This is a genomic window from Salinisphaera sp. S4-8, assembly GCF_040361235.1.
In the GTDB taxonomy this organism is placed as follows: domain Bacteria; phylum Pseudomonadota; class Gammaproteobacteria; order Nevskiales; family Salinisphaeraceae; genus Salinisphaera.
In genome coordinates this window covers 323,447-342,412 of sequence record NZ_APNF01000003.1, presented here as the reverse complement: position 1 = coordinate 342,412, position 18,966 = coordinate 323,447, and the positions used below count along the sequence as shown (strand labels likewise).

Sequence of the window (18,966 nt, the reverse complement as noted above, 5' to 3'; positions counted from 1 at the left end):
TCGAACGGAGATAAATCATGGCGCACGAGCAAGACCGGCCAGATCGGTACCGGGAGAGTGCCGTCGGCCAGCCTCTGCTGGCGGTGAACAATCTGAACATCGCTTTCGCCCACGGCGACGGCGAGACCGCCATTACCCGCGATGTGTCGTTTACCGTGGGCCACGGCGAACGGGTCGGGGTGGTGGGCGAAAGCGGCTGCGGCAAGACCGTTACCGGACTCGCCCTGCTGGGCCTGCTGCCGGAACGCACCGCCCGGGTGCGCGGCGAGATCCTGTTCCAGGGCCGCGACCTGTTGAAGATGCCGGCCCGCGAGTTGCGCCGCCTGCGCGGGCGCGACATCAGCATGATCTTCCAGGAGCCCATGAGCGCCCTGGATCCGGTATTCACCCTCGGCGAACAACTCACCGAAACCTTGCGCGCCCATGAAAAGGTAAGCCGCCGCGAAGCCCGCGAGCGCGCCGTGGCCGCGCTGGAGGATGTGGGCATTCCGTCGCCGCACCTACGCCTGGACGATTACCCCTATCAGTTCTCCGGCGGCATGCGGCAACGGGTGATGATCGCCATGGCACTGATCTGTCGCCCCAAGCTGGTAATCGCCGACGAACCCACCACCGCCCTGGATGTCACCGTGCAGGCGCAGATCATCGACCTGTTACGGGAACTCAGCGACACCACCGGCGCCGCCCTGCTGTTCATCACCCACGACCTGGGCGTGGTGGCCGAAACCTGCTCGCGGCTGCTCACCATGTACGCTGGCGAGGTGGTGGAAAGCGCCCCGGTGGACACCGTGCTGCGCCGCCCGGCGCATCCCTACTCTTCCGGGCTGCTGCGCTCCCTGCCAGGGCTGTGCGAGCGGGGCGGCCGGCTGCCTTCCATTCCTGGGCGCGTGCCGGCGCCGGGGCAGATGCCCGCGGGCTGTCGCTTCCAGGCCCGTTGCCCCCATGCTGCCGACGGCTGTGAGCAGAGCCAATCGCTGCGTGAGTTGGACACCGAACGCCTGGCGCGCTGCTGGCGCGGCGCCGAACTCACACTGCCCGGAGCGGTGACACCATGAACGCACGACTGACGCCCCGGGCCGCCAACGGGGCCGGCGTGCGAGCTGACCGGGTGCGCGTGCACTTTCCCACCCGCGCCGGCACCGTCAGGGCCGTGGAGGATGTGAGCTTCGACATCCGCGCCGGCGAAACCTTCGGTCTGATCGGCGAATCCGGCTCCGGCAAGACCACCCTGGGCCGGGCTCTCGCGGGCCTGCAGCCACTCAGCGGCGGTCGCCTGTTCTACGACGACCGGGAGCCTTCGTCCCTGAACCGGGCCGAGCGCCGGCGGCAGCGGCGCGATCACCAGATCATCTTCCAGGACCCCCATGCCGCCCTGAACCCACGCATGACCATTGCCCAATCGGTGATGGAGCCGCTGGATATTCTGCGCGATGGGGACCGCGCCGGGCGCCGCCGGGTGGCCGACGAGGCCATGGAACGGGTAGGCCTGGCGCCAGAGATCGGCCGCCGCTACCCCCATGAGCTGTCCGGCGGTCAGAAGCAGCGGGTCAATATTGGCCGCACCCTGACCCTGCGGCCGCGCTTCATCGTTTGCGACGAGGTCGTCGCGGCCCTGGACGTCTCCATTCGCGGCGACGTTCTCAATCTGTTCGCCGACCTGCAGGACGAGTTCGGCATCACCTATGCCTTTATCACCCACGACATCTCGGTGGTGTCCCATGTCAGCGACCGGGTGGGCGTGCTCTACCTGGGCCGGATGATGGAGCAGGGGCCCACGGAGGCAGTCTGCGAACAGCCCCTGCATCCCTATACCCAGGCGCTGCTGTCGGCGGAGCCGTTGCCGCTGCCCAGTGGTCAGCGCGACCACCGCCGCCGCATCCGTTTGCAGGGCGAAATCCCCAGCCCGCTGAATCCGCCGTCGGGCTGCCCGTTCCGCACCCGCTGCCCGCGCGCCGAAACGCGCTGTGCCGAGCAGGTGCCGGCATGGCGTGAGGTGGCACCGGACCACCACGTGGCCTGCCATTTCGCCGGCCCCGTCTGATCGCCTGAGTGACCGGTTTTTTCCGAACAAAACAACAAAACTCGAGGAGAGCCCTATGAACATGAAGTCAGAGCCCAAGCAACCCCGGCATCCGGACGACGATACCCTTGATGTGGGCGGCCACGCCGTCTCCCGACGGGCCTTTCTCGGTTACCTGTCCGGCGCCCTGGTGGTGGGCGCCCTGGGCGCGCCGGCAAAACTGTGGGCGCGGGGTGGCGCCGTGCTGCGGGTGGGCGCCAACTCCAATCCGTCCAGCCTGGACCCGGCCACCGGCGGCTCCGGCTCGGATCATGTGTTTCTGTTTCCGATCTACGACACCCTGGTGACGTGGGATTTCGACAGTCTGAAGGCCGAGCCCGGGCTGGCGGAAAGCTGGGAGTTCACCGATCCGAAAACCCTGGTGCTGCATCTGCGTAAGGGCGTCACCTTCCATGACGGCGCGCCGTTCAACGCCGAGGCGGTGAAAACCAACCTGGACCGCAGCCGCACCGCCGAGTTTTCCAATATCCGCTCGGATCTGGGCTCGGTGGATCAGGTCACCGTGAACGGCGAGCACACCGTTACCCTGCATCTGAAAAACCCGGACACCGCGCTGCCGCTGATCCTCTCCGACCGGGCCGGCATGATGGTGTCGCCCAAGGCCCTGCAGGCCAACGACAACCGGGTGGATCGCACCCCGGTGGGCACCGGCTTCATGAAATTCGAGAAGTGGAACGACGGCAGCGAAATCAGCGTGACCGCGTTCGACAATTACCACGGCACCGATAAACCGAGTCTGGCCGGCATTACCTTCTCGATCATCACTGACAGCGCTACCCGCCTGCGGGCGGTGATGTCCGGCCAGGCGGATCTGGCCTACCACCTGGACGGCCGCCAGAAACCGCTGGCGGAAAAAATGCCCACCCTGCATGGCGTGATCGGCTCCACGGTGTACTGCTATCAGCTCTATCTGAACATGTCCCGGGACACCCTGGCGGACCGCCGCGTGCGCCAGGCGTTGAACTACGCCGTGGACCGGGATGCCTTTATTCGCGGCGCCATGGCCGGCTCCGGTGAAGCCGCCTATATGAATCTGCCCAAGTCCCACTGGGCCTACGACGCGCAAACCGCCGAGCTGTATCCCCACGATCCGGACAAGGCCCGGGCGTTGCTCAAGGAAGCCGGCTACGCCGATGGTGTGACCCTGGACATGCGCGGCTACAACGACCAGTCCTCGGTGCAGATGCAGGAGCTGCTGCTGGCGCAGTTCGCCCGTGCCAACATCAAGGGCCGCTTTCGCACCGGCACCATCGCCGACATGTCGGCGGAATACTTCGCCAAGAAGCAGGGCGATCTGCTGCTGTCGGCCTGGACCGGCCGGCCGGACCCGAGTCTCAGTTATTCGCTGATGTACAACCAGGAGTCCTACTTCAACGCCGGCGACAAGGCGCCGCCGGAAGGCTTCGCCGAGGCGCTGCTGGCGTCACGCAGCAGCGATGACCTGGCCACCCGCAAGGAGGCCCTGGCCAAGGTGCAGCGGCTGGTGATGGAAGACGCCCTGGTGGTGCCGCTGGCGTTCCGGGAAAGCATCGTTGCCACCAACGACAAGGTGCAAAACCTGCGCAACAACCTGCTCGGCAAGCCCAAATTCAACAGCGTTTCGCTGAAGGGCTGACCCCGTGGCCAACCGCGTCAAACAGCGCATGGTGGCGGCACGTCTGCTGCAGTCCCTGCCGATTCTGGTGCTGGCCACCTTTATCGTGTTCTGCCTGATGCAGCTGATCCCTGGCGACGTGGCCGTGACTCTGGCCGGCGAAAACGCCTCCATGGAGCGCATCGAACAGATCCGTGAAGCCTACGGCCTGAACCAGCCGTTCCTGGTGCAGTACGGCCAGTGGCTTGGCCACGCCGCCCAGGGTGAACTGGGCGCGTCGCTGCTGTCCGGTGAACCGGTGGCGCAAACCATCGCGCGCACCTTCCCCAACACCTTGCTGATCGCGGTGTACGCGGTGCTGCTGTCGGTGCTGGTGGGCGTGCCGCTGGGCATTGTCGCCGCCACCCGCGCCGGTTCGCCCCTGGACAGCACCATCATGGGCGCCGCCTCCCTGGGCGTGGCGGTGCCCAATTTCTGGTTCGGCATGATCCTGGTGCTGTTCCTGGCCCTGGGGCTGCAGTGGTTTCCCGCCACCGGCTTCGTGTCGCCCACGGAGGACTTCAGCGGCGCGCTCTGGTACGCCACCCTGCCGGCGCTGGCGCTGTGCACCAACGGCATCGCCGAAGTAGCCCGGCAGCTGCGCGGTTCCCTGGTGGAGATTCAGTCCTCCCAGCATGTGCGCACGCTGCACGCCAAGGGCCTGAGTCCGGCGCGCATTCTCTGGAAACACGGCCTCAAGAACGTGAGCGTCAATCTGCTCACCGTGATCGGCCTGCTGTTCAACAAGATTCTCGCCGCCACCGTGGTGGTGGAAGCGGTGTTCGCCATTCCCGGCATTGGCAGTTCCATCGTCAACGCGGTGCTGCAAGGGGACTTCCCGGTGGTGCAGGGCGCGGTGCTCGCCATGGTGGTGACGGTGATTCTGGTGAATCTGTGCACCGACCTGGCCTGCACCGTGCTTGACCCGAGGATTCACGCATGAACGTCATCGTTTCTTCCGCCCGCGTCGGCCACCACCCTGAACCGGGCCTGGCCCGGCGGGTGCTCGGCTGTCTGCGCGGCGATCCCCGTGCCGCTTTGAGTTTGCTGGTGCTGGTGCTGATTCTCGGCACCGCCCTGCTGGCCCCCTGGGTGGCGCCCTACGACCCGGCCCAGCAGGATCTGGAGCACATGCTGGAAGGGCCGTCGGCGGCCCACTGGCTGGGCACCGACGATCTGGGCCGGGACGTGCTCAGCCGGTTGATCCACGGCGGCGCTAATTCCTTGTACGCCGCCTTGCTGGCGGTGGGGGTGGCGCTGTTGCTGGGTATTCCCCTTGGCCTGATCGCCGGCTTCGTGGGGGGCTGGACCGACGTGGCCATCAGCCGCCTGATCGATACCTTCCTGTCGTTCCCGGCGATCATTCTGGCAGTGGCGGTGACCGGTGCCATGGGCATCGGTCTGACCAACGCCATGTTTTCCGTGGGGCTGGTGTTCGCGCCGCAGATCGCGCGCTTGATCCGTGCCCGAACGCTGGTGGTGCGCCAGGAGTTGTACGTGGACGCGGCGCGCTGCTTCGGCGCTTCGCCGTTGCGTCTGCTGGGCCGTCATGTTTTGCCCAATGCGATCCAGCCGGTGATCGTGCAGAGCACCTTGCTGCTGGCGGTGGCGTTGCTGGCCGAGGCCAGCTTGAGCTTCCTGGGTCTGGGGGTGCAGCCGCCGGACGTGAGCTGGGGCGCCATGATCGCGCGGGGTTATCTGTATATGTCCCTGGTGCCGGAGCAGATGTATGCGCCGGGGCTGATCATCATGATCACGGCGGTGGCGTTCAATGCGTTGGGGGAATCCCTGCGTACGGCTTTGGACCCGACGGCGCGCGGGCATGGTTGATTTCGCGTTTGGGCTGGGAAGTGGTTCTGGACTCTCCAGTGAGGCGTGCCAAAGGTTATAAGAATCAAGGAGAACAAAGATGTCCACCGTTTCTGCGACCGGTTTTGAGCCGGTGCCGGTACCCGGTTCCGTCTGGGCCGGAGAGAGTGTTTCCTATCTGCGTGGCGAGAAGCCGCTGCACGAATATCTGTTCCAGCACGCCGAGGAGGTGCCGGATCGGGTCGCCTATATTTACTACGGCACCGAGATCACCTGGGGCCAGGTCGGCGACGCGGTGCGGCGGCTGGCGGCGCATCTGCGCGAGAACGGCGTGGGCGCCGGCGACCGGGTGGCGTTGTTCATGCAGAACTGCCCGCAGTACATCTTTGCCCACTACGCGGTGCAGGCGCTGGGTGCCATGGTGACGCCGGTGAACCCGCAGTACAAAGCCGCCGAGGTGGCCTATCAGTTGAGCAACGCGGAGACCAAGGCGCTGGTGGTGGCCCGGGATCTGTATTCAATCGTCGCCGAGGTGCGCGACCAGGTGCCGACGCTGGCCACGGTGGTGAGCACCGCCTACGGCGACTATCTGCCGGAGCAACCCACGCTGACCGTGCCCAAGGAGTTGCTGGGCGAGCCGTCCGCGGCGCCGGCGGACACCGACGATCTGCAGGCGATCCTGAGTCACACCGCGCCGTTGCAGCGCTTCGAACCGGTGGATCTCTGGAACGGCGTGGGGCTGATGACCTTCACCTCCGGCACCACCGGCCGGCCCAAGGGCGCCATGCTCAGCTACGGCTCCAGCCTGTTCAAGATGGCGGTGTCGTTCACCGCCAATCGCATGAGCGAGGACACCGTGAGCCTGGGCATCGCGCCGCTGTGTCATATCGCCGGCATGAACTTCGGCGTTTACCAGCCGGTGTATGCCCGCCAGACCCTGGTGATCCTGGCGCGCTTCGATCCGGCCACCACCGTGGATGCCATCGAGCGCTACCGGGTACGCAACTGGTACAGCATCGCGCCCATGCTGCGCGCCATCCTCGACCTGCCGGGCGTGACGCAACGGGACCTGACCTCGCTGACCAACAACCCCTGCACCAGTTTCGGCATTCCGCTCACCGAGAAACTGGCCGATGAATGGAAGGCGCTCACCGGCTGCCAGACCCACGAAGCGGCCTACGGCCTGAGCGAAACCCATACCTCCGACACCTTCATGCCCAAGGATCGAATCAAGTGGGGCAGTTGCGGCGTGCCCATGGCGGAAAACGAAATCCGCATCGTCGATACCGAAACCGGCACCGAATGCGCGCCCGGGCAAAGCGGCGAAATCGTGGTGCGCAATAAAGCGGTGTTCAAGGGCTACTGGAAGCGCGACGAGGCCACCGCCCAAACCCTGCGCGACGGCGCCGTGTACACCGGCGATGTGGGCTACCTTGACGCGGAGGGCTACCTGTTCTTCACCGGTCGTATCAAGGAAATGATCAAGTGTTCCGGCTACAGCGTGTTCCCGGAGGACGTGGAAGCGCTAATGCTGGACCACCCGGCCATCGCCCAGTCCGCGGCCATCGGCATACCGGACGATCAGCGTGGCGAGACGGTGAAGCTGTTCGTGGTGCTCAAGCCCGAGTACCAGGGCAAGGTCAGCGAGGCCGAGCTGATCGACTGGGCCAAGGAGCACATGGCGGCCTACAAGTACCCGCGTCAGATTGCCCTGATCGATAAGCTGCCGGCCACGCCGGCGGGCAAGGTCTTGCGCCGGTTGTTGAAGGACGATTGAAGCGCTGGGAAGAGCGCCCGTTCGACCGTCCCGGGCAAGTCTGCGATTCAAGCCCCGGCGATAACGCGCGCCCGGCGGTTGCGGCATTCAGGCAATGGCTGATGGGGGAGCGGTAACGAACCGGCGGCCGGGTGAGGGCTGAATTGTATGCACGCGCGCCCATGCCGGCGCTCGAGGGTATGAGAAAACCACAAGACTGGCCCCGGCCGGTTCGGCGGGCCGCTTGCCTGCGCGTCGCCGCTGCGGCCTTTGGCCCTGCGAATACGTTCGGCGTCAGTGCGACTGTTCGAGCAGGGCGTTGCGGCGCAGGTGGTGATAGAGCATGTCCACGAAAGCCTGCAGGCCCGCGCTGTCGCTGGCCTCGACGCGGATTACGCCGATATCCATGCCGGGCACGTCGGCATCCAGCGTACGCCGCGATAGATGTTCGCCGTCCAGCGTCCAGGGTCGAAAGATCAGATCCGAGAGGATGGTAATGCCCACATTACGCCCGACCATGCTGCGCACGGCCTCGATCGAATGGCTCTGGAATACGATCTCGGGCAACACCGGGCTATCGCGCCAGTAGCGTTTCCAGGTGGCCACGTGTTCGTCCATTTCCAGCAGCACGAACGGGTAGGCGGCCACGTCGTGCAGCGTGATCCGTTCTTTTTTCAATAACGCATGGCCGGGGCTCAGCCAGAGCCGGCGCGGCGAGGAAAACAACACGTCGCAACGCAAGGCCGGATCGGGCGCGATGTTGTCGGTGACCATCACGCCCAGGTCGAGTTCGCCGTTTTTCACGCGTCGCTGCATGCCGGCGATATCGTCTTCGATATAAGTGACCGACAGTCCCGGCAGCATGGTCTGTTGCCAGCGCAGCAGGCGCGGCAGCAGATAGGCCGAGATGGTTTCGGTCACGCCTACCCGCAGGTGCCCGGTGAGGTTTTCCGGTTCGTCGTCGAGGTTCAGCCGTGCCTCTTCGACGGTTTGCAGGATACGCGTGGCGTACTGCTGCAGGCGTCGGCCGCTGTCGGTGGGCGTGAGCCCGCGGGCATGGCGAATGAACAGCTGCTTGTCGACATCTTCTTCCAGGCGTTGCAGTGATGCCGACATCGACGGCTGCGAGATATGGCAGCGCTGGGCCGCCTCGGACAGCGAGCCGGTATCGACCACCGCCAGAAAATGTCGCAACTGCTGGAGCTTCATGTATAGGTTTTATCTATATTTTGATCTCGAAAATACATATTAGATTGTTTAGAGCGCACGCCGGTAGGGTTTCTACAGGCTCGAATACAGGGAATACCGTCGGTGAAGCGCCGTTTGCCAGGCTATTGCACGCTGTGCCGCTCGCGTTGCGGCACGCTCAACACCGTCGAAAACGATCGACTGGTGGCAGTCGCGGCCGACCCCGATCACCCCACCGGCCAGGCGACCTGTGTCAAGGGCCGTGCTGCCCCGGAGCTGGTTCACAGCCGCGAACGTATTCTCTACCCGCTCAAGCGCAGCCAGCCCAAGGGCGCGGCCGACCCCGGCTGGCAACGCATCAGCTGGGATGAGGCGCTAACCGAAATCGCCGACAAGCTGGCTGTTTACCGAGATCGCCACGGCGCTGAAAGCGTGGCCTTTTCGGTGACTACGCCCAGCGGTACGCCCATGTCGGACAGTATCGACTGGGTCGAACGCTTCATCCGCCGCTACGGCAGCCCGAACACCATCTATGCCACCGAGCTGTGCAACTGGCACAAGGATGTGGCCCACGAATTCACCTTTGGCTGCGGCATGCCCACGGCAGACTACGGCGCCGCGCGGCTGAATATTCTGTGGGGGCACAACCCGTCGAGCGTGTGGCTGGCGCAGGCATCGCGGCTGGCCGAACAACAGCACGCGCACGCACCGCGCGCGTTGCTTGTGATCGACCCGCGCGCCACGCCCCATGCCCGCGATGCCGATTTGTGGCTGCAGATCCGGCCCGGCACGGACGATGCCCTGGCCCTGGGCCTGGCCCGGCTATTGCTCACCGGTGAGCGCATCGATACCGATTTCGTGCGCCGCTGGAGCAATGCGGCCCTGCTCGTCGACGAAGCGAATGGACGTTTTCTACGCGCGGATCAGATCGTGGCGGGCGCCGCGGGCTTTGTGGCCTGGTCGCAGGCGGCACAGGCGGCGGTGTGTGTGGACACCCATCTGCCGCCGGACGCCGATGCCGCAGCCGATTGGGCGCTCGCCGGGCGTTGTGACGTGACCCTGGCCGATGGTCGCGCGGTCCAGGCGCGGCCGGCGTTTGCCCACTATCGCGATGCCTGCGCGGCATGGACGCTGACGCGGACCGCCGATACCACCGGCCTGGCCCCGGGCGATATCGTGCGCGCCGCGCAGATGATCGCCGCGGCCGGTTCGGCAGTGAGCTATCACGGCTGGACCGGCATTGGTCAGCATGCCAATGCCACCCAGACCGAACGCGCCATCGCCACCCTCTATGCCCTGACCGGCAGTTTCGATCGGGTCGGCGGCAATCGGATTTACGGGCCATTGCCGCTTGCCACCATCAACGATATTTCCCTGCTCGAACCCGGCCAACGTGCCAAGGCGCTGGGCCTGGCCGAGCGCCCGCTGGGCCCGCCGGCCTCTGGCTGGGTGACGGCGGGCGATGTGTACGAGGCCGTGCTCGATACAACGCCCTATGCCGTACGGGCGCTGTTCGGCTTCGGCGGCAATTTTCTGGTGTCACAACCGGATCCGCAGCGCGGCGCGGCTGCGCTCGAAGCGCTGGAATTTCATGTGCATTGCGATCTGTTTCATACGCCGACCAATGCCTTCGCCGACATTCTGCTGCCCATCAACACCCCCTGGGAACGCGAAGGCCTGCGTCCCGGCTTCGAGATCGACGCCCGTGCGGCCGGGCATATCCAGCTGCGCCCGCGCATGGTCGCGCCCCGGGGCGAATCGCGTGCCGACCACGATGTAGCCATGGATCTGGCCTGCCGGCTGGGCATGGCCGATTACTTCTTCGGCGGCGATATCGAGGCCGGCTGGAATCACATGCTCGCGCCGCTGGGCCTCGATGTGGCCACGCTGCGGGCCGAGCCGGCCGGACGGGCCGTGCCGGTCGATAGCCGCGAGCGCAAGTACGCATGCCGGCTGGATGATGGCGCGGTCGCAGGTTTTGCCACGCCCACGCGACGCGTCGAATTCTATTCCGAACGCCTGCACGTCCACGGCTATGCGCCGGTACCGCGAGCACGCGCACCAAGCGCGCGGAATGCCCGTCTGCCGCTACGCCTGACCACCGCCAAGGATGGCTATTACTGTCATTCCCAGCACCGCAATATCAGTTCGCTGCGTCGGCGCTCGCCCGATCCACGCGTCGCGTTATCGGAAGCGGCCGCCTGTGAGCGCGCTATCGTCGATGGGCAATGGGTCGCCCTCGACGGGCCGCTGGGGCCGATACGCCTGCGCGCCCGGGTCGATAGCACGCTGGCCGATGATGTGGTGGTGGCCGACTACGGCTGGTGGCAGGGCTGTGCCGATCTGGGCCTGCCCGGCGCGCCGATCGGCGGCGCCGAGAGCTTCAACCTCAACGCCATTCTGGATGACGACGCGCGCGATCCGGTGAGTGGTGCGATCGCTCTGCGTAGTGCCTGCTGTGACGTACGCGCGCTGGCCAACGATCCGGTCTGGACCGGCTTTCGCGAGTTGCGCGTCACCGCCATCGAGCGCGAAGGCGAGGCCGTGGCCAGCGTCTATCTTCACGCCATCGATGGCATGCCGTTGCCCGCTTTTCGCCCGGGCCAGCATTTGCCGTTGTCGTTCACCCTTGCCGACGGGCGCGAGGCACGGCGTTTCTATTCGTTATCCAACGCGGCGGTGGAACATCCCGCGTGCTATCGCATCAGCGTTAAACGTCTGGCGCAAACGCCGCAGGCGCCGGCCGGAACGGTATCCAGCCATATCAACGAGGCGTTGCGCGAAGGCGATATCGTGCGTGCGCGTATGCCGGCGGGGCGGTTTACGCTACCCACCCGTCACGCGGCGCCCATCGTGCTCATCGCTGGCGGGATTGGCATCACGCCGTTTCTGTCGCTGCTGGAAACGCTGGCTGCGACGCGCGGCGAGGGCATGCCGGAAATTCATCTGCTGTATGCCAATCGCAACAGCGCGACCCATGCCTTCGCGCAACGCCTCGAGCAACTCGAGCGCGAACTGGCGCGATTGCAGGTCGTGCATATCTATAGCGAAGCCCTGGCCACCGATATGCGCGGGCGCGACTACGACGCCGACGGCTATATCGACGACCGCTTCATCCAGGAAGACTGGATCGCACGCCGGGCGCGTTTCTATCTGTGCGGGCCGGCGCCAATGATGCGCCAGCTGCGCGGATGCCTGGCCGCGCGTGGCGTGTTCGATTTCGAGATATTTTCCGAAGCGTTCACCTCGCCCGCCCCGATCGAGCGCGCCGGGCTGAGCGCCCAGACCATCACGCTCACGCGCTCCGGCCGGTCGTTTACCTGGCGGCCCGACCAGCCCTCGATTCTCAGCAGCGCGGAAGCCGCGGGCATCGAACTGCCCAGCGGTTGCCGGGCCGGCCAGTGCGAAAGCTGTGCGCTGCCGCTCGTGGCCGGGCGCGTGCAGACGGCGGTGGCGACCGACGCCCTGGGCGACGATCTGTGCCTGACCTGCCAGGCCGTGCCGCTGACCGCCGTGGAGCTGGACGCATGAACGCGGCCTGTGTGCCGGCGCCGCCCGCGAGATCTGATTTATTTATTGCGATTGGAACGCCCCGATGTTGACCCTGGATGCCCGAACCGCCCGCCGCAATCTGCCTTTCGATCGTCTGGTGCCGACGTTGCGCGATGCTTTTATTGCCGGCTGCGATGCGCCCGAGCGCCATCACCACCACGGTGTCGGTAATGCCGACGACAGCACGCTGCTGCTCATGCCGGCGTGGTCCGAGCGTTATATGGGCATCAAGGTGGTGAGCGTGTTTCCCGGCAACGGCCGGCGCGGCATGCCTGGTCTGCATGCCAGCTATCTGCTGTGCGATGCCGATACCGGCAAGCATCTCGCGCTGATCGACGGCGACCAGATTACCGCCCGGCGCACCGCCGCGGCCTCCGCGCTGGGCGCGTCGTATCTCGCCCGTGGCGATGCCAGCGAGCTGCTCGTGCTGGGCGCGGGGCGTATTGGTTCGCTCATGGCGCCGGCCTATGCCAGCGTGCGCCCGATCCAGCGCGTACGGGTATGGAACCCGACCACCGCGAATGCCGATCGGCTGGTACGCCAGCTCAACGACGACGGCTTTGACGCGCGTGTGGCCACCGATTTGGAAGCTGCGGTGCGCACGGCGGATTGCGTGGTGGGGGCCACGCTGTCCACCGAGCCGCTTATTCGCGGCGCCTGGTTGCAGCCGGGTGTGCATGTCGATCTCATCGGCAGCTTTTCGCCGGTCATGCGCGAAGCCGATGACGAGCTTTTCAAGCGCGGCCGCGTGTTCGTCGACGTGTACGGCGCGCTGCATGAAAGTGGTGATCTGATCGAACCGCTACGCAGCGGCGCGCTCGCCGAGGCCGACATCCAGGCCGACCTGGCCGGCCTGTGCCGCGGCGATCATCCCGGGCGCGAGCACCGCGACGACATCACCGTATTCAAGGCGGTGGGGACCGCGCTGGAAGACCTGGCCAGCGCCACACTCATCTATGAAGCGAGCCAGAGCTGATTTTCTATCGATAACGGGCCCAGCAGCCCGAAAAAGGGGGATTCCACCATGTTCAGTGCACTCACTCGCGGCTGTGTCCGCGTCTTCGACCGCTACCTGCCCGATCCACTGATTCTGGTGCTCATCATCACCCTGATCGTGTTCGCCGCCGGCATGATCTTCCAGGGCCACGGGCCGGTGGCCATGCTCGGCTTCTGGCAGGACGGCTTCTGGAACCTGCTCAGCTTTGCCATGCAGATGGCGCTGATGCTGGTCACGGGCTTCACCGTGGCCAAGACGCCGCTGTTCATGCATCTGGTGGCGCGTATTGCCACGGTCGCGCGAACGCCGGTGCGTGCGGTGGTCATCGTGGCCTTCGTGTCGCTCGTGGTCACGTGGTTCAACTGGGGCATCGGGCTGGTCGTGGGGGCGATCCTGGCGCGTGAACTCGCCCGCCGGGTCGAAGGCGTGGACTATCGCTTGCTGGTGGCCAGCGCCTATGTCGGCTTCATCATCTGGCATGCCGGGCTATCCGCCGCGGCACCGCTGGTCGTCGCCACGCCCGGGCACTTCCTGGAAGACAAGATCGGCCTGATCTCCACCAGCGAAACTCTGTTCAGCCCGCTCAATCTCATCATCTGTGCGGTCATTCTCGTGCTTTTGCCGGTGGTGTGCGGCTTCATGATGCGCGGTCTCAAGAACCCGGTCACGGTCAAGGCCGACCAGCTCACCGACGAGCCGACCGACACAACGCACGACGAAGAAACCCGCCCGGCCGAACGCCTGGAGCAATCCAAATGGCTGGCCTGGATTAGCGCCGCACTTGGCTTCGCCGCGGTCATCGCCTATGCCGTAGGCGGCGGCGGGCTCAACCTGAACATCGTCATCTTCGTGCTCATCTTTCTGGGCCTGGCCCTGCACGGCAGCCCGAAACGCTTTCTGGAAACGCTGGACGAAGCCGTACGCGGCGTGGCCGGCGTGCTCATCCAGTTCCCGTTCTATGCCGGCATCATGGGCATGATGAGCGCCTCCGGGCTGGCCGCCGAACTGGCCAACGGCTTCGTGAGCATTTCCAGCGCGCATACGCTGCCGCTGGTGAGCTTCCTGTCGGCCGGTTTCATCAATATCTTCATCCCCTCCGGCGGCGGCCAGTGGGCCGTGCAGGGGCCGATCCTCATCGAAGCGGCGCAATCGCTGAATGCCGATATCGGCGACGTGATCACCGGCTTTGCCTGGGGCGATGCCTGGACCAACATGATCCAGCCCTTCTGGGCGCTGCCCGCACTCGCCATCGCCGGCCTCAAGGCCCGCGACATTATGGGCTTCTGCGTGGTCATCATGCTGGTTACCGGTGGCGTCATCGGCGCGTTGCTGCTGATCTAGAACAGCCTGCCTGCGCGTCGCGCGCCGTTTGGCGCGCGACGCGCAGGCGGCACGCCGTAAAAACATGCTCGCCGTCCCTGTTGTGGTAACAAACGTAACCATTGGCCCGCCTTGATTCGCCCCGAATCTGCGACCAATGACTAATCAAGGCCCGCTAAAGCGGGCCTTTTCTTTGCGCGCGGTTTTATGGAATGTTCTCTACTGGGCCTCGCAGCTACGCCTGCGCCGGCCCACCGCGCGGCACGCTGCGCGAGACGAGGGGGAACATGAACTATCCAATCATCGCCGCGCTGGCGTTACTCGCCGGCGCCACCACGGCTGCACAAGCCGACCCTGCCAACGCGCTCGGCCGAGCCGTGGGCACCTTCAGCAGCGGCGTCAGCCAGGCCGCCGTGCAGCCGCTCATCAACAGCCAGCCGCAATGGATCACCATCGCGCCGCGTTCCAAGGAAGAATGCTTTGCCGAAGCTAACGGACTAAATCTGTTAGCGTCAATCCAAATAACCACCGGGGAATAAATGGCTGATTATATTTACGTAGACAACTCGAATTTGTATATCGAAGGCAGGCGAGTAAGTGCGGTACAACAAGGGGGCGCAGAATCAATCTACGAAGCAATGAATCTCGGAATTCTAGATCATGGGTATACGATCAGTTTCGGGAAATTACACCAGTTCCTAACCGGTGACGACCTATCAAAAATTAAGAGGGTCGCTTTGTTTGGATCTCGCCCACCACCAAACGATGGTATTTGGCAGTTTGCAGAGCGCGCGGGCTTCGAGCTACATCTGGAAGACCGGAATATAGCTAACAAAGAAAAAAAGATTGATACCGGTGTTGCCACGCTTATCACCAAGGACGCATATAAGTGTGGTGATGCCGATGCTGACGTCTTTACCTTGGTATCCGGTGACGCAGATTATGTACCTACGATCAAGGCGCTTGCCGAAGACGGCTACCGCGTCGAGGTGGTGTTCTGGGATCACGCGGCGAAAGAGCTCAAAGATGTCGCTTCAAAGTTTGTTTCGCTCGACGAACACTTGGAGCACTTGAGACTCTAGCTTTAACCGGTCGCTGTAGTTGACCAACCAAAGCGCTGGCACGCTCCGCCCCGGAAACTAAGGGTAGGCGTTAGATGCAGAAGAAAAAGGGGACGAGCATTGACTGAAGCGAGGGGCGAGTTTTGTCAGTATTCCTGAACGCATTTCCAATTAGAGTCCCTGATACGGAGCTTACGGCTCTCCAAGTCCCGTACGAAAAAGAGACGCTGGATAGTTTTCGCGCGCACCATGGATCAAGGCATTCCTTTCGTCGCCAGGGGGACAACATCCTGATCTTTTCAAAGGATGGAGCGTTCCCCGTGTCCGGGACGCCGCGCACGATCACGTTCAAGGATAATTTCGGCATCTTCTGCTCTCTGGTGAAGGATGGTCTGACGAAGCACCTCGTCGGACTAGGCCGCAATCCCATCGGCTTTTCGCCCATTGAGCTGGTGAGTGTAAAGCGGGAAGACAATCTTCTGGTTCCAATTCTTGGTGATGCTTACCCATTTAAGGTTTGCGCGAAATATACAATCGATACACGCATCGTTAAAGGGCGGCCATGCCTTGTTATTGATTGCACAACACGACGGGTCCTCAAAGAAAACGGTCTGTACTTCTTGGAAGCCGGATTCGATCTTATGGGCCGTTATGTCGTCACTGAGCAAGACAATGGATACCGTAAGCTCCTCGGGACAGTGAGCGGATGCAAGCGTGAGGCACTCACCGTGACGATGCCTGATAATCACGTGGTGCAGGTCAATGCGAAAGACGTCTACCTCGAGGCCAGCCGAGTAAATTTCGACGATTACATCCTGCATACGCATGGTAAGGAGAAAGACGTCATCGTCGAACGCATTCGGCAAGCTGTCTCAACATTCAACAGTGGCAAGAATAAGAAAGCCCGCATTCGCGCGCTTAAAAATTACATTCAGTCGAGAGAAATTTCGCTGATTGATGGCACGACCATTGACATCATGGAACCGCCGGATATTCAAAGCCAGTGCGGCCAGATCCAAAAAGCAGTTTTTGTTTTCAACGATAATGGCGAGGCCAATTGGGCTGAGAGAGGTCTCACTCAGTACGGTCCGTATACGAAGCGAACCTTCGACAGGAACGACCCTTCAATCTGCGTGATTTGCGCTCAACATGATAAGGGACGTGTTGAGCAGTTTGTACGAAAACTCTTGAAAGGTATTTCGCGAAGTAAGTATTTCAGCAACGGTTTTGAAGGAAAGTTTACGATCGGAACCAGCCGCATCGAAGTGTTCATGACCGCCAGCGACAGCGTGGATGCATACAAGGAGGCCATTGAGGCTGCGATACGAAAAAAAGCCGATGACGGTGGACGGTGGGATTTGGCTCTCGTTCAGGTTCGGCAGTCTTTCAAAAAGCTCAAAGTTAATGAAAATCCTTACTATTTAGGAAAAAGCCTCTTTTTCTTGCATCAGATCCCTGTGCAGGATTTCACAATAGAGCTTTTAGGACAGTCCGATTACTCACTGGGGTATTCGCTTAACAATATGGCGTTAGCCTGCTACGCAAAGATGGGCGGCATACCGTGGCTTCTAAAATCGTCTCCGACCCTTTCTCACGAACTTGTGATAGGGATCGGTAGCGCAAATATCGGATATCAACGCGGCGTTGATAATCAAAGGATTATGGGAATAACCACCGTTTTTTCCGGTGATGGCAGTTATATTATCTCGAGTACTTCGAAGGCGGTTGTGCCGGAAGCCTACTGCGAGGCGTTAACTTCTGTTCTCGATGAAACCATTGAGAAGATTCAGAAACGTATGAACTGGCAGAAAGGCGATACGATTCGTCTAGTTTTTCACGCGCAGGTCAAGAAGTTCAGCAAGGACGAAATCGCTGCTGTCAAGACTGTCGTAGAAAAATATCGGGAATACCAAGTTGAGTATACGTTCCTGAAAATATCTGAGAATCATGGCCTGCATATGTTCGATTCCACGACGGGCGGAGAGAAAAAAGGCAAGCTCGCGCCGCAGCGAGGAAAGACGTTCAAACTCTCCAAACATGAAATGCTCGTCTACTTAATCGGTCAGCGAGAGTTACGTAACGAAACTGACGGCCACCCACGGGGATTGATCCTCGATGTGCACAAGAATTCGACGTTCACGGACATAAAATATTTAAGCACACAGGTGCATAGTTTCGCCTCACATTCTTGGCGCAGTTACTTTCCCAACCCGCTCCCTGTGACGATCAGCTACTCCAACCTGATCGCTCAGAACCTTGGATGGTTGAACCAGATGCCCGGCTGGAGTAATTCTGTGATGATCGGGAAGATAGGTCAGTCTCAATGGTTCCTATAGGGCGGGAGAATGCCTACGAACTGCGCGATCACCTTTATAATAAGGTGGTCGAGTGGGCTCAGATCGACCCTTTTAAATCCTGTTTCCTATATTTCTTGGGGTTGTCGAACGGGAGGGTTTCGTCCTTCGATTTTGCGGTGCTTCCCTTGTATCAGCGATGCGCGATTGCGGGCCTCGGTGTTCTGGATGAGGTGGTCTCGCGTAAGGATGTTTCCCGCCTTCTCGGGCAAGCTGCCAAAATCGACTCCACGCCGCGCCCATGGGTATCCGACGTGTTTGGAGTCATGGCGGTGAAATGGCTTGTTTTGAAATTGGACGATGACCGCATCACTCGGGAGTTTGAAAACTGGAAATCAGGGTTCCTTGCGCAACAGGTGAGTAGTCACGGTCTCAATGCCTTCGAGAAGGACATAGCGGTGTATGTTAATAGCGATGAATCCGCAGTCTATACGAGCGCATGCGTCCCACTCTTCCTTCATTACCTGAAGATTCAGCGGATTAGCGATCATCAAGAGCGGCTTTCGCTTATTGACCGTTTTATGGGGGAGTTCCGAGCGCAAGCGCAGCGAGATGCGTCGACAGCTTTTTTGAGCCTGATGGTGTACGTTTTTGATCAGGTCAACCAGGATTTGGCCGTGGTGCCCCCGAAAGGTTGGAGCCTCGGCGACCTCCTGGGGTTTCTGGAGCATATTCCCGTCGGCCTAAAACGCTGGACATGGGAGGACGTCGGCAGGACGAAAGGCGCGGAGCCAGTTAAGTGGCCCATTATGAACGAATACCATGTGCAGAACCTTCTTTATGTTTTGCTCGCTCCAGTTTTTAAGAACATTGCCGACGAAGTGAATCTCCAGCCTGTAGGGCAGAAGAACCCTCGCATCGATCTCTACCTGCCGTCGCTGCATACGATCATCGAGGTGAAGTACCGCAAGAATATGAAGAAGTCTTTCCCGGCGCTCGTTGGCGAGATCGCTGAAGATGCATCTCTGTATCGTGCAGACGCGAAATACACGGAGGCATTGATTGTCACCTTCCTGTGGGATTGCACTCGCGCGACACAGGAACATGCGAAGTTTAAAGAAGGTGTTTTGAAGATCGGCGGGATTAACGGTTGTGTCGTAGTTAGCGCGCCATCAACAATAGATTGCTGACCGCGGTGATCACGGATCCGGAGACGCGCGAGTGATCCGGGGACAGTATGAGGCGCCCCGGCTGTGACGGACACCCAGATCAGGAG

At 62.2% G+C, this 18,966-nt stretch carries 14 protein-coding genes; 13 read left to right on the top strand and 1 reads right to left on the bottom strand.

Annotation, left to right across the window (positions count from 1 at the left end; genetic code table 11):
- Positions 1 to 17: 17 nt before the first annotated feature.
- From S4A8_RS06695 to S4A8_RS06670, 6 genes are all read left to right on the top strand, one after another.
- On the top strand, positions 18 to 1,055 hold the full coding sequence (locus S4A8_RS06695) for an ABC transporter ATP-binding protein (protein ID WP_353219550.1): 1,038 nt from the start codon (positions 18 to 20) through the stop codon (positions 1,053 to 1,055).
- A complete protein-coding gene (locus S4A8_RS06690; RefSeq protein ID WP_353219549.1) occupies positions 1,052 to 2,041 on the top strand; it encodes an ABC transporter ATP-binding protein in 990 nt (329 codons plus the stop codon). The genes S4A8_RS06695 and S4A8_RS06690 overlap by 4 nt, the downstream gene beginning before the upstream one ends.
- 55 nt (positions 2,042 to 2,096) lie before the next feature.
- A complete protein-coding gene (locus S4A8_RS06685) occupies positions 2,097 to 3,695 on the top strand; it encodes an ABC transporter substrate-binding protein (protein WP_353219548.1) in 1,599 nt (532 codons plus the stop codon).
- A 4-nt stretch (positions 3,696 to 3,699) separates the two neighbouring features.
- The gene (locus S4A8_RS06680) at positions 3,700 to 4,656 is read left to right on the top strand and encodes an ABC transporter permease (protein ID WP_353219547.1); all 957 of its coding nucleotides are present in this window, start codon (positions 3,700 to 3,702) and stop codon (positions 4,654 to 4,656) included.
- A complete protein-coding gene (locus S4A8_RS06675; protein WP_353219546.1) occupies positions 4,653 to 5,543 on the top strand; it encodes an ABC transporter permease in 891 nt (296 codons plus the stop codon). Before S4A8_RS06680 ends, S4A8_RS06675 begins: the two co-directional genes overlap by 4 nt.
- Positions 5,544 to 5,622: 79 nt before the next feature.
- Positions 5,623 to 7,299 (top strand): AMP-binding protein, encoded by a 1,677-nt coding sequence (locus S4A8_RS06670; RefSeq protein WP_353219545.1) that lies wholly within the window; start codon positions 5,623 to 5,625, stop codon positions 7,297 to 7,299.
- 273 nt (positions 7,300 to 7,572) lie between these two features.
- Here S4A8_RS06670 and S4A8_RS06665 read toward each other — a convergent pair whose 3' ends face one another.
- Positions 7,573 to 8,487 (bottom strand): LysR family transcriptional regulator, encoded by a 915-nt coding sequence (locus tag S4A8_RS06665; RefSeq protein ID WP_353219544.1) that lies wholly within the window; start codon positions 8,485 to 8,487, stop codon positions 7,573 to 7,575.
- Between the two features lie 102 nt (positions 8,488 to 8,589).
- Here S4A8_RS06665 and S4A8_RS06660 point away from each other — a divergent pair, with 102 nt between their 5' ends.
- The 7 genes from S4A8_RS06660 to S4A8_RS06630 all read left to right on the top strand — a co-directional run bounded on the left by S4A8_RS06660 (position 8,590) and on the right by S4A8_RS06630 (position 18,880).
- Entirely contained in the window at positions 8,590 to 11,997 is a 3,408-nt protein-coding gene (locus S4A8_RS06660; protein ID WP_353219543.1) for a molybdopterin-dependent oxidoreductase, read from the top strand.
- A gap of 64 nt (positions 11,998 to 12,061) precedes the next feature.
- Entirely contained in the window at positions 12,062 to 12,994 is a 933-nt protein-coding gene (gene lhpI, locus S4A8_RS06655; protein ID WP_353219542.1) for a bifunctional Delta(1)-pyrroline-2-carboxylate/Delta(1)-piperideine-2-carboxylate reductase, read from the top strand.
- A gap of 48 nt (positions 12,995 to 13,042) precedes the next feature.
- On the top strand, positions 13,043 to 14,356 hold the full coding sequence (locus S4A8_RS06650) for a short-chain fatty acid transporter (protein WP_353219541.1): 1,314 nt from the start codon (positions 13,043 to 13,045) through the stop codon (positions 14,354 to 14,356).
- Between the two features lie 266 nt (positions 14,357 to 14,622).
- Positions 14,623 to 14,874, top strand: coding sequence for a hypothetical protein (locus S4A8_RS06645; protein ID WP_353219540.1), 252 nt, complete (start codon positions 14,623 to 14,625; stop codon positions 14,872 to 14,874).
- Positions 14,875 to 15,417 (top strand): NYN domain-containing protein, encoded by a 543-nt coding sequence (locus tag S4A8_RS06640; protein WP_353219539.1) that lies wholly within the window; start codon positions 14,875 to 14,877, stop codon positions 15,415 to 15,417.
- Positions 15,418 to 15,716: 299 nt separating this feature from the next.
- A complete protein-coding gene (locus tag S4A8_RS06635; RefSeq protein ID WP_353219538.1) occupies positions 15,717 to 17,732 on the top strand; it encodes a Piwi domain-containing protein in 2,016 nt (671 codons plus the stop codon).
- Complete coding sequence (locus tag S4A8_RS06630; RefSeq protein ID WP_353219537.1) at positions 17,720 to 18,880, top strand: PD-(D/E)XK nuclease domain-containing protein; 1,161 nt, start codon at positions 17,720 to 17,722, stop codon at positions 18,878 to 18,880. Before S4A8_RS06635 ends, S4A8_RS06630 begins: the two co-directional genes overlap by 13 nt.
- The last annotated feature ends 86 nt before the right edge of the window (positions 18,881 to 18,966 follow it).

Coding starts and splice junctions, on each gene's coding strand:
- S4A8_RS06695 (WP_353219550.1), top strand. CDS start 18: ATGGCGCACGAGCAAGACCGGCCAGATCGGTACCGGGAGAGTGCCGTC.
- S4A8_RS06690 (WP_353219549.1), top strand. CDS start 1,052: ATGAACGCACGACTGACGCCCCGGGCCGCCAACGGGGCCGGCGTGCGA.
- S4A8_RS06685 (WP_353219548.1), top strand. CDS start 2,097: ATGAACATGAAGTCAGAGCCCAAGCAACCCCGGCATCCGGACGACGAT.
- S4A8_RS06675 (WP_353219546.1), top strand. CDS start 4,653: ATGAACGTCATCGTTTCTTCCGCCCGCGTCGGCCACCACCCTGAACCG.
- S4A8_RS06670 (WP_353219545.1), top strand. CDS start 5,623: ATGTCCACCGTTTCTGCGACCGGTTTTGAGCCGGTGCCGGTACCCGGT.
- S4A8_RS06665 (WP_353219544.1), bottom strand. CDS start 8,487: ATGAAGCTCCAGCAGTTGCGACATTTTCTGGCGGTGGTCGATACCGGC.
- lhpI (WP_353219542.1), top strand. CDS start 12,062: ATGTTGACCCTGGATGCCCGAACCGCCCGCCGCAATCTGCCTTTCGAT.
- S4A8_RS06650 (WP_353219541.1), top strand. CDS start 13,043: ATGTTCAGTGCACTCACTCGCGGCTGTGTCCGCGTCTTCGACCGCTAC.
- S4A8_RS06645 (WP_353219540.1), top strand. CDS start 14,623: ATGAACTATCCAATCATCGCCGCGCTGGCGTTACTCGCCGGCGCCACC.
- S4A8_RS06640 (WP_353219539.1), top strand. CDS start 14,875: ATGGCTGATTATATTTACGTAGACAACTCGAATTTGTATATCGAAGGC.
- S4A8_RS06630 (WP_353219537.1), top strand. CDS start 17,720: ATGGTTCCTATAGGGCGGGAGAATGCCTACGAACTGCGCGATCACCTT.